General features: G+C 58.8%; 14 protein-coding genes, 2 tRNA genes and 1 pseudogene. 10 read left to right on the top strand and 7 right to left on the bottom strand.

From position 1 onward, the window contains the following. Both ERD80_RS18550 and rutG read left to right on the top strand, forming a co-directional pair. A pseudogene (locus tag ERD80_RS18550) lies at positions 1-364 on the top strand (flavin reductase); the annotation flags it as partial. A gap of 45 nt (positions 365-409) precedes the next feature. Further along, the gene (gene rutG, locus ERD80_RS18545; protein WP_021508289.1) at positions 410-1735 is read left to right on the top strand and encodes a pyrimidine utilization transport protein G; all 1326 of its coding nucleotides are present in this window, start codon (positions 410-412) and stop codon (positions 1733-1735) included. Here the strand turns inward: rutG and ERD80_RS18540 are convergent. Together ERD80_RS18540 and ERD80_RS18535 are read right to left on the bottom strand one after the other, a co-directional pair. Continuing rightward, a complete protein-coding gene (locus tag ERD80_RS18540; RefSeq protein WP_021508290.1) occupies positions 1732-2646 on the bottom strand; it encodes a DMT family transporter in 915 nt (304 codons plus the stop codon). The two genes, rutG and ERD80_RS18540, sit on opposite strands and share 4 nt — an antisense overlap. Positions 2647-2756: 110 nt before the next feature. Continuing rightward, positions 2757-2921, bottom strand: a complete 165-nt coding sequence (locus ERD80_RS18535; RefSeq protein ID WP_010616548.1) for a general stress protein — start codon at positions 2919-2921, stop codon at positions 2757-2759. 312 nt (positions 2922-3233) lie between these two features. Between ERD80_RS18535 and wrbA the strand changes: the two genes are divergently transcribed. Genes wrbA through ERD80_RS18520 form a run of 3 tightly spaced genes read left to right on the top strand, consistent with a single transcriptional unit; the run spans position 3234 to position 5510 of the window. Beyond that, on the top strand, positions 3234-3833 hold the full coding sequence (wrbA, locus tag ERD80_RS18530; protein ID WP_021508291.1) for an NAD(P)H:quinone oxidoreductase: 600 nt from the start codon (positions 3234-3236) through the stop codon (positions 3831-3833). Between the two features lie 20 nt (positions 3834-3853). Further along, positions 3854-4084 (top strand): YccJ family protein, encoded by a 231-nt coding sequence (locus tag ERD80_RS18525; protein WP_021508292.1) that lies wholly within the window; start codon positions 3854-3856, stop codon positions 4082-4084. 52 nt (positions 4085-4136) lie between these two features. Further along, a complete protein-coding gene (locus tag ERD80_RS18520) occupies positions 4137-5510 on the top strand; it encodes an NAD-dependent succinate-semialdehyde dehydrogenase (RefSeq protein ID WP_136547995.1) in 1374 nt (457 codons plus the stop codon). Positions 5511-5628: 118 nt separating this feature from the next. Here ERD80_RS18520 and agp read toward each other — a convergent pair whose 3' ends face one another. The 3 genes from agp to ERD80_RS18505 all read right to left on the bottom strand — a co-directional run bounded on the left by agp (position 5629) and on the right by ERD80_RS18505 (position 7722). Beyond that, entirely contained in the window at positions 5629-7251 is a 1623-nt protein-coding gene (gene agp / locus ERD80_RS18515) for a bifunctional glucose-1-phosphatase/inositol phosphatase (RefSeq protein WP_211145602.1), read from the bottom strand. Positions 7252-7507: 256 nt separating this feature from the next. Further along, positions 7508-7595, bottom strand: a tRNA-Ser gene (locus ERD80_RS18510). A 39-nt stretch (positions 7596-7634) separates the two neighbouring features. Beyond that, a tRNA-Ser gene (locus ERD80_RS18505) sits at positions 7635-7722 on the bottom strand. A gap of 223 nt (positions 7723-7945) precedes the next feature. On the opposite strand from ERD80_RS18505, the gene yccA reads away from it, so the two are divergent. Together yccA and tusE are read left to right on the top strand one after the other, a co-directional pair. Then, positions 7946-8602: an FtsH protease modulator YccA gene (gene yccA / locus ERD80_RS18500; protein WP_021508295.1), complete on the top strand. Its 657-nt coding sequence runs from the start codon at positions 7946-7948 to the stop codon at positions 8600-8602. Positions 8603-8702: 100 nt separating this feature from the next. Beyond that, the gene (tusE, locus tag ERD80_RS18495) at positions 8703-9029 is read left to right on the top strand and encodes a sulfurtransferase TusE (protein WP_010616552.1); all 327 of its coding nucleotides are present in this window, start codon (positions 8703-8705) and stop codon (positions 9027-9029) included. Here the strand turns inward: tusE and yccX are convergent, their stop codons facing one another. After that, on the bottom strand, positions 9030-9308 hold the full coding sequence (gene yccX / locus ERD80_RS18490) for an acylphosphatase (RefSeq protein WP_058780790.1): 279 nt from the start codon (positions 9306-9308) through the stop codon (positions 9030-9032). It abuts the gene before it with no gap. An 82-nt stretch (positions 9309-9390) separates the two neighbouring features. Between yccX and rlmI the strand changes: the two genes are divergently transcribed. Beyond that, positions 9391-10581, top strand: a complete 1191-nt coding sequence (gene rlmI / locus ERD80_RS18485) for a 23S rRNA (cytosine(1962)-C(5))-methyltransferase RlmI (protein WP_058780791.1) — start codon at positions 9391-9393, stop codon at positions 10579-10581. 59 nt (positions 10582-10640) lie between these two features. After that, the gene (hspQ, locus tag ERD80_RS18480) at positions 10641-10958 is read left to right on the top strand and encodes a heat shock protein HspQ (RefSeq protein WP_021508298.1); all 318 of its coding nucleotides are present in this window, start codon (positions 10641-10643) and stop codon (positions 10956-10958) included. A gap of 31 nt (positions 10959-10989) precedes the next feature. Here hspQ and ERD80_RS18475 read toward each other — a convergent pair whose 3' ends face one another. After that, positions 10990-11403 carry a CoA-binding protein gene (locus ERD80_RS18475; protein WP_136547991.1) on the bottom strand — a complete coding sequence of 138 codons (414 nt, stop codon included), beginning with the start codon at positions 11401-11403 and terminating at the stop codon, positions 10990-10992. Positions 11404-11577: 174 nt separating this feature from the next. Here ERD80_RS18475 and ERD80_RS18470 point away from each other — a divergent pair. Further along, the coding region (locus ERD80_RS18470; RefSeq protein ID WP_136547989.1) for a DUF2057 family protein at positions 11578-11912 on the top strand (335 nt) is incomplete at its 3' end.

Here is an 11912-nt window from a genome sequence, read left to right as displayed (position 1 = left end):
CACCGACGCTGCTGGTTTGCCTCAATCGCAACGCGCGTCGGTGTGGCCTCTTTTCCGCGATAACGGCGTGCTGTGCGTGAACACGCTGGCCGCCGGGCAGGAGTCATTGTCGACGCTGTTTGGCGGCAAAACCCCAATGACCGAACGTTTCGCCGCCGCCCGCTGGCACACGCAGCGCAGCGGCGCACCGCTGCTGCAGGAGGCGCTGATGGCGTTCGACTGCACCATCACGCAGGTCGTCAGCGTGGCGACACACGACATTCTGTTTTGCAACGTGATGGCGCTGGAGCGCCATGATGCCCAGCCCGGTCTGATGTGGTTTGACCGTCGCTACCATGCCCTTTCACGGCAGGACGCCCGCTAACGCCGCACCGTGCGGCCCGGTTCGACCACTACCCTGGAGAAGACGATGGCGAGTTCCTGGTTCCCCCGCTGGCAGAAAAAGTCAGCCATGAGCGATAACGGGCTGATTGCCCCCGACGAGACCCTGCCGCTCGGGCAGACGTTCGTGCTGGGCCTGCAGCATGCGGTAGCAATGTTTGGCGCAACGGTGCTGATGCCGCTGCTGATGGGGCTGGATCCCAACCTGGCGATTCTGGTTTCCGGTATCGGCACCCTGCTGTTCTTTGTCATTACCGGTGGTCGCGTGCCGAGTTATCTCGGATCGAGCGCCGCGTTTGTCGGCGTGGTGATCGCCATTACCGGCTTCAACGGTCAGGGGCTCAATCCCAACCTGGCGCTGGCGCTGGGCGGCGTTATTGCCTGCGGCGCGCTCTACACGCTGATTGGCCTGGTGGTGATGAAAGTGGGTACCGGCTGGATTGAACGGCTGATGCCACCGGTGGTCACCGGCGCGGTAGTGATGGCCATCGGCCTTAATCTGGCACCGATTGCGGTGCACAGCGTCTCCGCCTCGATGTTTGATAGCTGGATGGCGGTGATGACGGTGCTGTGCATCGGGCTGGTGGCGGTGTTCACCCGCGGTATGGTGCAGCGGCTGCTGATTCTGGTCGGGCTGATTGTCGCCTGGGCGCTGTACGCTCTGCTGACCAATGTGATGGGCTTCGGCAAGCCGGTGGATTTCAGCCGCGTGGCCAGCGCCGCGTGGTTTGGTCTGCCGCACACCACCGCGCCGGTATTTGATATGCAGGCAATCGTGATGATCGCACCGGTGGCGATTATTCTGGTGGCGGAGAACCTCGGCCACATTAAAGCGGTGGCGGGCATGACCGGGCGCAATCTCGATCCGTGGATGGGACGCGCGTTCGTCGGCGACGGCCTGGCAACCATGCTGTCCGGTTCCATCGGCGGCAGCGGCGTCACCACCTATGCCGAAAACATTGGCGTGATGGCGGTGACCAAAGTCTACTCCACGCTGGCGTTTGTCGCTGCGGCGCTGATCGCGCTGGTGCTGGGCTTTTCGCCCAAGTTTGGCGCGCTGATCCACACCATTCCCGGCCCGGTGATTGGCGGCGCTTCAATTGTGGTGTTTGGCTTAATCGCTGTGGCCGGCGCACGTATCTGGGTGCAAAACCATGTCGATTTTAGCCAGAACAGCAATCTGATTATGGTGGCGACCACGCTGGTGCTCGGTGCCGGGGATTTTGCGCTGAAGATTGGCAGCTTTACCCTCGGCGGCATCGGCACGGCCACCTTCGGTGCCATCATCCTCAACGCCATTCTGCAGCGGCGCGGTGCCGCGCTGACCCAGCCGGCGGCGCGCCCGCAGCCTTAAGGCTTCTGCGGTGCCTGCTCCGGCACCGCTTTTTTGCGCCGCAGGCGCAGTTCACTGACAATCACCCCGCAGACAATCAGTGCGCCGCCCAGCAGCGCCGCGGCCGGTAACCGTTCGCCGGCAATACGTCCGACCACACCGGCCCACACCGGCTCGCCGGCATAAATCACTGTGGCGCGCGTCGGCGAGACGCTGCGCTGCGCCCAGTTCATGGTGACCTGAATCAGCGCGCTGGCCGCGCCGAGGCCCAGCGCGCTGAACAACAGCGGCGCCGATAGCGTGGGTAAAGATTCGCCGTTGGGCAGCATCAGCACGAAGGCGCAGGCCGAGGCCACCAGCAGCTGTACCAGCGTTACGCGGCGCACATCGACCTGCCCGGCGTAGCGGCTGATAAGAATGATCTCGGCGGCAATGGCGAGGGTGCTGAGCAGCGTGGCGATCTCACCTGCATTCAGCGTCAGGCTGCCATCCTGCGGACCCGCCACCAGCACCAGACCGGTGAACGCCAGCAAAATGCCCAGCCACGCCATCAGGCCCGGCGGCCGGCGCAGAAACAGCCATTGCAACAGCGGCACCACCGGCACGTAAAGTGCCGTCAGAAACGCCGACTGGCTGCTGGAAATGGTTTGCATACCCCAGGTTTGCAATCCGTAACCGCCGGCAATCGCCACGCCAATCAGCGCACCCGCTTTGATTTCCAGCCAGGTAATGTGACGCAAATAGCGGCGAAAGAAAAAGGCCAGCAGCAGCGAGGCGGTAGCGAAACGCAGCCCGACAAAAAAGAACGGCCCCGAATGCGCCATGGCGCGATGCACCACCAGAAAGGTGCCACCCCAGACCATAGTGATAAAAATAAGTACCAGCTCCTGACGCGTAATACGCAGGCTGAGGCGGGAAGTGGAAGCAGACATAACGCACCAGAATAGAGGACTGGCGCACATTTTTGCTGATTAGCCGGGCAAATTGCAATCATTGTAACCGCCGGGCGTACCCGGCGGCCGGGGATACCGTCACAGACGCACTATTTTTTCGCGCGGCTGCGTCCCCCCTTTTCACCTGCTTCGGCAGCACGCTGCGGATCATTTCTGAAATTCCCGCCGCTGTTTTTACCGCCTTTACGACCCGCTTCCGCGGCCCTTTCGCGATCTTCCGCGAAGTTGCCTGATCCTCCACGATGTTGAGCCATCATTTCCTCCAGGTATTGAGCATAGGTGGTGAAGACATTTCACTGCGCTAACAGTGTCTGGTCAGGTGCGTAATATCTCGCCACACCCGCTTAAAGCATAGCCAATGGATGCGCACGATCAGGCACATATTCATACTTTGCAACAGATAAACCGCTTAGCATCGTTTTTATGGCAAGATATTAAGCTGAAAAACAAGCGGTTAGCGGCAGAAGTCGCAGCGCGATCTCCGTGACTGTTCAATGGCTGACCAGCATAGCGCGCAGCCTCTTCTATACTTCTTTCTGTTCCTTACACCACAGGATGAAAACACGATGGCAAAAATTCTGGTGCTTTATTACTCCATGTATGGACATATCGAGACCATGGCTAACGCGGTGGCGGACGGTGCGAAGAGCGTGAGCGGTGCCGAAGTCACCATTCTGCGCGTGCCGGAAAGTATGGATGCCGAACGGTTTGCTCAGGTCGGCGGGAAGGTTAATCAGCCGGCGGCGGAAGCCAAACCGGACGACCTGCCGCAGTACGATGCCATCATCGTCGGCACCCCGACGCGCTTCGGCAACATGTCCGGTCAGATGCGTAATTTCTGGGACCGCACCGGCGGCCTGTGGGCCTCTGGCGCGCTGTACGGCAAGATTGCCAGCGTGTTTGCGTCTACCGGCACTGGCGGCGGTCAGGAGCAGACTATCACCTCGGTGTGGACCACCCTGGCACATCACGGCATGGTGATTGTGCCCATCGGCTACGGCACCAAAGAGTTGTTTGATATTTCGCAGGTGCGTGGCGGTACGCCGTATGGCGCAACCACGCTGGCGGGCGGTGACGGATCGCGCCAGCCCTCGGCGGAAGAACTGGAAATTGCCCGTTATCAGGGCCAATACGTCGCCGGTCTGGCGGTAAAACTGAAAGGATAAATTCCCAACAGGAGAGAGTTATGGCAACAGAACAGTTTAAAGCTCACCACGTGGGCGAATGGGCGACCTTACGTCACACTTCACCGGAAATCGCTGAAGCAATTTTCGAAGTGGCGAATTATGACGAACGGCTTGCCGAAGAGATCTGGCGCCAGCAAGGCAGCGATGAGGTGTTATTCCGCGCGTTTGAGAAAACCGACCAGGACGTCCTGACGTGGGACGATAAGCCGGTCGAACGTAAAAACATCTGAAGCACAGGCGGGCATGTCCCGCCTTCTCATTTTTAGCCGTCAGGGAGCTTTTATGTCAGCCTATCAAAGCATTAATCCGGCCAATAATCAGCTGCTGAAAACCTGGCCATCACACGATGACAGCTACGCGCAGCAGGCGCTGCATACCGCCGATGCGCTCTACCATTCGCCGTGGAGCAAAGGCGATATTCAGCCGCGTCTGCAGGTGCTGCAGCGTCTGGCAGAGTTGATCGACCAGCGCAGCGAAGAGCTGGCCACTATTGCCAGCAAAGAGATGGGTAAGCTGATTGGCCAGAGCCGCGGCGAAGTAAAAATCTGCGCCAGCATCGCGCGCTATTATGCCGAACACGCGGCAAGGCTGTTGCAGGCACAGCCCTATCCCAGCGATGTCGGTGACGCCTGGCTCGAATACCATCCGATTGGCGTGGTGGTGGCCGTCGAGCCGTGGAATTTCCCGTATTATCAGCTGATGCGCGTGCTGGCACCGAACCTGGCACTGGGCAATCCGGTGCTGGCGAAACATGCCAACATTGTGCCGCACTGCGCCGACTTGTTTGAAAAGCTGGTGCTGGAAGCCGGTGCGCCGCAGGGCGCGTGGACTAATCTGTTCATCTCTAACCAGCAGGTGGCCGATCTGATTGCCGATCCGCGCGTGCAGGGTGTGGCGCTCACCGGTTCGGAGCGCGCTGGCAGCGCGGTGGCTGAGCAGGCCGGTAAGCACCTGAAAAAATCCACGCTCGAACTGGGTGGTAACGATGTGTTTGTGGTGCTGGACGATGCCGACATTGATGAAGCGGTGCGCCAGGGGGCGCAGGCGCGGCTCAGCAACTGCGGTCAGGTATGTACCGCGGCCAAGCGCTTTATTCTGCATGAAAAGATTGCTGAAAGCTTTATGGCTAAGTTTAGCGCGGCGCTGCAATCCGCGACGCCTGGCGATCCATTAGATGAAAAAACCACGCTGGGGCCGCTGTCGTCACAGGATGCACGTGACCGACTGGTGAAACAGGTGGACGAGGCGGTGGCGCATGGCGCACGCGTGGAATGCGGCGGACGCGTAATCGACGGCGTCGGCTGCTACTACCAGCCAACCATCCTGACCGGCCTGACGCCGGATAACCCGGCTTATTATCAGGAGTTTTTCGGCCCGGTGGCGCAGGTATATGTGGTGGCGGACGATCGTGCTGCCGTGGCACTGGCCAACGACTCACACTACGGTTTGGGCGGTTCCGTGTGGACGCGGGACATTGCGCGCGGACGCAACATGGCTTCGCAGATTGAGACCGGCATGGTGTTTATCAATTCGCAGAGCGATACCGCGGCTGAGCTGCCGTTCGGCGGCGTGAAGCGTTCCGGCTATGGCCGTGAACTATCGGATCTCGGGCTGAAGGAGTTTGCTAACCAGAAACTGGTCGTGGTAGCCGGTTAAGCGGCATAAAACCACCGTTGAACTGAACGGTGGTTTTTTCGATTCACTGCGGTGTGCGTCAATGCGCAGCCGGTAACAACACAGCAGGGTCGCCGTGCATGGCGACCCTGCTGGCGTTTTAGTTGCTGGCCGCTGCCGGCTGTTGCGCGGGTTTAGCGTCCGCCTCCGGCTTCGCCGGCGCTGCCTCAGCCTGCGCTTTCTGCGCCGCTGCGGCATCGGCTTTCGCCTTCTCCTCTGCGGCCTTCTGAGCGCTGGCCTTCTCAGCTTTGGCTTTGTCGGCCGCCGCTTTTTGCGCCGCGGCCTTGTCCGCCTTCACTTTTTCCTCAGCGGCTTTGGCGTCAGCGGCTTTCTGCGCTGCAGCTTTATCAGCCGCGGCTTTGTCAGCCGCCGCTTTATCTGCGCTGGCCTGATCCGCTTTGGCCGGTGCGTCATCGCTGGCTGCCGGCGCGGCAGCAGGCTGTGCGGCCGGTGCCGGTGCGGCTGGCTGCAGCGGCGTACCCTGCAGCGCGTTGTTCAGCGCGCTGGTGAACTGATCCCAGCTGCAGTAGCCGTTGGCGTCAGTGTCACACCCCGCCAGCTGCAGCGTAACGCGCTTCGGTGGGTTCTTCAGGCTCAGCACATCGGCATTACGCAGCTGATCCGCCGTCTGATAGACATACTCCACTTTCAGCAGATCTTTGTTGTTCTTTGCATCGTGCCAGCGTTCAAACACCACCTGGCCGCCAATCGGGGTTTTCTCGTCGTTACCCGGCAGCTCGTATGGCTTAACCTGCAGCGCGCTCAGCAATGACGCGATATTCGAATCGTGTCCGACCATCAGCGTGACTTTTGGCGCGGTGGCTTTATCCTGATCGACCAGCTGGCTACGGATGTAATCCACCAGCGGTGCGGCAACGTCACGCGCCACTTCCGGCGCGGTAAACAGCGCATCCTGATAGCCATTCTTGATCGCCGCCAGCTCTTTCCACTGTTCAGGCGTTTTGATTTGTCCCCAGGCAACCTGATCCGCCGGGAAACCTTCGTAATACTGCAGCGTAAAGGCGTCGACCAGCGAGTTACCCACTTTCAGCGGGCCATTGACGCCGGGCTCTTTGCCGTTTTCCGCGCTAAAGGTGTTGTCGCCGCTGCTCAGGTCGCACTGTTTCTTGCCGTTACAGGCCGGGGCTGATTTGTAATCCACGATTTTTTCCAGCCGCTGAAAGGCCGGCTTCAGCGCCAGCTTCTCATTGGCTGCGGTCATCGCCGCCAGCGCTTTCTTGTTAAACGCTTCGCTGCCATCGGTGATTACCGGATTGAAGATTGGGTCCATGGTGCCCATCGCATCCTGATGGGTGACAGCGATATCGCAGCCCGGGAAAGCACCGGTGACGAAATACTGCGCCGTCGCAACGGTGCGCTGCAGGCTGTTGGCATAGACAAAGATGTTGCTGCTGTCCGGACAGGTGCCGTTCTGTACCAGCCCCTGCTGGGCCAGCCACTGACGGGTGTAGTTACCCATGTAGACTTCCAGCACGCCGCCTTTGGTGGTCAGCTCACCGCCGGGCACATCCCACTGCGGCCAGCTTTTTTTCGTCGCCTGCTCCAGCACGCTGCCGTTGTTGGCCAGCGGGGCACGCAGGTTGTGACGACTCAGCATCAGGACCTGCTGCAGTTGCATGTCGCCATCCGCGGCATAAGCGCTCATACCCATCGGCAGCGCCGCGATCACTGACAGCGCGCAAAGACTCAGTTTCTTGATCATTGTGCCTATTCCATAATTCATCAGGGAAACACTCTGGCATTCAAGCGATTAGCTCGCCAAAGAGCGAATTACCGCACAGTGTAACCCAGCTTGCCTGAGAAAATCGCCAGATGTTTGCAAAAACCGTGCATCGACTATAGCAGTAAACGCGCTGGCCGTCGGGTTACGGCAGCAGATTGAAAAGCTTCAGGATGTTTTTCAGAAGGATGGAAAGCAGAAAAGCGAAAAGCCCGCATCACTGCGGGCTTCTCTTATATGGCGGAGGAACAGAGATTCGAACTCTGGGATGGTTTCCCATCGGCGGTTTTCAAGACCGCTGCCTTAAGCCACTCGGCCATCCCTCCTGAAATCTTTTTGTCACCTCACACTGCGAGAGTGTGAAGTGGCGGAGGAGGAGAGATTCGAACTCTCGGATGGTTTCCCATCGGCGGTTTTCAAGACCGCTGCCTTAAGCCGCTCGGCCACCCCTCCGCAATGAGGCGCACTATAAACATCCCCCCGAACGATGTAAAGCATCCAATGATTCGTTCGCCTGAAAAACAGTCAAATATGATTTTTTTGCCGTCTTAATCGTCATTCTGCTCAGTGAAACAGCAATTTATCGCGTAAAGATGGGTAAAACGCCTTTTCTGTCCTCTGACCGTTGCGTATTCTCAGGCCATATTTGGTGTTCTCTCTCTAACAGGAGCGCATGATGGACAGAATAATTAGCTCGTCACAGCAGCAGTCGCTACTCAGCACTCATAAAGTGCTGCGCAATACTTATTTCTTACTTGGCCTGACGCTGGCGTTTTCCGCCGTCACCGCCACGCTCAGCACCGTCTACGCCCTGCCCTCGCCGGGGCTGATTCTGATGCTGGTGGGCTTTTACGGACTGATGTTCCTGACCTATCGCCTGGCGAACAGCCCGGCGGGTATTCTGGCCGCGTTTGCCTTCACCGGCTTCCTCGGTTACTGCCTCGGTCCGATTCTCAGCTCGTTCCTCACCGCCGGTATGGGTGATGTTATCGCCATGGCGCTGGGCGGCACCGCGCTGGTGTTCTTCTGCTGTTCCGCCTATGTCCTGACCACGCGTCGCGACATGTCTTTCCTTGGCGGCATGATGATGGCCGGCTTTGTGGTGCTGCTGGTGGCCGTGGTTGCCAATATCTTTCTGCAGCTGCCTGCGCTGCACCTGGCAATCAGCGCCCTGTTTATTCTGTTCTCTGCCGGTGCCATTTTGTGGGAAACCAGCAACATCATTCAGGGCGGTGAAACCAACTACATTCGCGCCACCGTAAGCCTGTATGTCTCGCTGTACAACATCTTTGTCAGCCTGCTGAGCCTGCTGGGCTTCGCCAACCGCGACTAAGACGTAACGCACGCACCGTTAAACCCCGCTCCGGCGGGGTTTTTGCTTTTTATCCGCCGCCGCCTTTACAATGGGCGCGCTGACGATATGAGGAAATAATGTGATTTTTGCCGGTAAAGAGATTGCCACTGATGCAGAAGGCTATCTGAAAAATAGCGCCGACTGGAGTGAAGCGCTGGCGCAGGCCATCGCCCAGCAGGAAGCGATTGAGATGAGTGAAGCGCACTGGGAAGTGGTGCACTTTGTGCGTGATTTTTATCAGCAGTTTAATACCTCGCCGGCGGTGCGCATGCTGGTCAAAGCCATGGCGCAAAAATATGGCGAAGAGAAAGGCAACAGCCGCTATCTGTTTCGCCTGTTCCCGGAAGGTCCGGCCAAACAGGCCACTAAAATCGCCGGCCTGCCAAAACCGGCGAAGTGTCTGTGATCATCCGGTAGTAAACCGCGTCGGCCGCTCCGCCAGCTGATGCGGCTCCACCAGCACCTTATCGACCCGGGCACTGGGCGGTCCGCCCGCCTTCAGCCACGTAATCAGTGACTCCACCTGCTGCGCTTCTCCCGCCGCCAGGACCTCCACGCTGCCATCCGCCAGATTATGCGCATAGCCGGTGACGCCCAGCGCGTTCGCCTGCGCCTGGGTGTAATAACGGAAGCCCACGCCCTGCACCCTGCCGTGAACCCAGATTTTGTAACCTGTCGTCGCCATGGCGATCTCCCCTTTGTGCGTTGCATTTTGCCGCCATCCACCGGAAAATGGCGCCTCATTTTTTCAGGTAAGCATAGCAAACATGACCGTTCGATTGATTCTCGCTAAGGGACGTGAAAAATCCCTGCTCCGCCGCCATCCGTGGGTGTTCTCCGGGGCCGTTGCCCGTATGGAAGGTAAAGCCCAGTCGGGTGAAACCATTGATATCTGTGACAGCAACGGCAAATGGCTGGCCCGCGCCGCCTACTCTCCTCAGTCACAAATTCGCGCGCGCGTCTGGAGCTGGCAGCAGGATGAGTCAATCGACATCGCCTTCTTTGTGCGCACGCTGCAGAAAGCGCAGCAGTGGCGCGACTGGCTGGCACAGCGCGACGGGCTGGACAGCTATCGCCTGATTGCCGGCGAGTCCGATGGACTGCCGGGCGTCACGATTGATCGCTTCGGTAATTTCCTCGTGCTGCAACTGCTGTCGGCCGGGGCGGAGTATCAACGTCCGGCTCTCGTCTCGGCGCTGCAGCAGTGCTATCCCGACTGCGCCATCTACGACCGTTCTGACGTGGCGGTGCGCAAGAAAGAGGGACTGGAGCTGGCGCAGGGTCCGGTAAGCGGTGATCTGCCGCCTGCGCTGCTGCCGATAACCGAGCATGGCATGCAGCTGCTGGTGGATATTCAGGGCGGTCACAAGACCGGTTATTACCTCGATCAGCGCGACAGCCGTTTTGCCACCCGTCGTTACGCAGAAAATGCCCGTGTGCTTAACTGCTTCTCCTACACCGGCGGCTTTGCGGTCTCTGCTCTGCTCGGCGGCTGCCGGGAAGTGATCAGTGTGGATACCTCGCAGGACGCCCTTGACGTAGCAAAGCAGAACGTGGCGCTTAACGGGCTGGATCTCTCCCGCGCGCAGTTCCTGCGCGACGATGTGTTCAAACTGCTGCGCCGCTACCGCGACAGCGGCGAGAAGTTCGACATGATCGTGATGGATCCGCCGAAGTTCGTTGAAAACAAAAATCAGCTGATGGGCGCCTGCCGCGGCTATAAAGACATCAACATGCTGGCGATGCAGCTGCTGAATCCGGGCGGCATTCTGCTGACGTTCTCCTGTTCCGGGCTGATGGCCACCGAGCTGTTCCAGAAAATTATCGCTGATGCCGCTGTCGATGCCGGTCGTGATGTACAATTTATAGAGCAGTTCCGTCAGGCAGCCGACCATCCGGTGATCGCCAGCTATCCTGAAGGGCTTTATCTGAAAGGCTTTGCCTGTCGCGTGCTGTGACTTGAAAACGCTGTCCCTGCCCCCATATTGGTGACAGGGCAAAGTTTTGGGAGGTCACAATGATTGCCAGTAAATTTGGAATTGGACAGCAGGTCCGGCACCGTCTCTCCGGGGTGCTCGGCGTGATTGTGGACGTCGACCCGGAGTATTCGCTGGACGATCCGCAGCTGGATGAGGTTGGCGCGACGGAATCGCTGCGTGCCGCTCCCTGGTATCACGTGGTGATGGAAGATGAGGAAGGCGAACAGGTGCACACCTATATCGCAGAGATTCAGCTGGCCGGAGAGACCTCGTTTGAGCATCCGGAACAGCCATCCATGGATGAACTGGCGGCCTCAATCCGTCAGCAGCTGCAGGCACCCAGCCTGCGGCATTAATCGTGCGGCGACCCGGAGTCGCCGTTTTTATTTACCGCGTCACGCCCAGCCGCGGAATTTCTATCTTCGGGCAGCGATCCATAATCACCGTCAGCCCGGCATCACGCGCCAGCACCGCCGCCTGCTCGTTAATCACGCCCAGCTGCAGCCATAATGTTTTCGCTCCGATAGCGATCGCTTCCTGCGCCACGCCCCATGCCGCTTCGGAATTGCGGAACACATCCACCATGTCAATCTTGCCTGGAATCTCCGCCAGCGTGCCGTACACGGTTTGCCCCAGCAGCTGCTGCCCTGCCAGCTTCGGACTCACCGGAATCACCTCATAACCCTGATCGAGCAGGTATTTCATCACGCCATAGCTGGCACGCTCAGGGCGATCGCTGGCACCGACCAGCGCGATGCGTTGGGTTTGCGTCAGGACATCGCGAATCGTTTGATCGTTCATGTTTTTCTCCTTGTTCACTCGCCTGAGTGTAGATGCCATTGCGCGCTAAAGTGCAAGCGCAGCGCACGAAAAGTTTGCGCGGCGACACGAATAAATATGTTAAAATGTAAATTAACTGCCATAATGTAATAATTTGCTACACATCGCCCTTTTTCCCCTGTTCCGGGAGTTGAAATGAAGCTGTCTCTGGCTGTTACGGGTTTGCTGTTGCTGCTCGTATCGGCAACCTGCCATGCCATCACCCTGAAGCTCGATCCGCAGATCGACCTGCTGGTGCTGGATGGGCGCAAAATCTCAGGTTCGCTGCTGAAAGGCGCGGACAGCCTTGAGCTGGAGCGCGGTCAGCATCAGTTTCTGTTTCGCGTGGATAAACCCTGCGCCGATGCCACCCACTTCCGCTCAGAACTGATGATCGTCACCTTCACCGCCGACGCCCATTCCGTAGCGATTCGCCTGCCGGCGCTGAATAATCGCCGCGAACGCAGCCTGTTTGATAAATCGTTAAACTT

The sequence above is a fragment of the Pantoea sp. R102 genome, from assembly GCF_004916815.1.
Lineage (GTDB): Bacteria > Pseudomonadota > Gammaproteobacteria > Enterobacterales > Enterobacteriaceae > Pantoea > Pantoea dispersa.
This window is presented reverse-complemented; position numbering and strand designations above follow the sequence as displayed.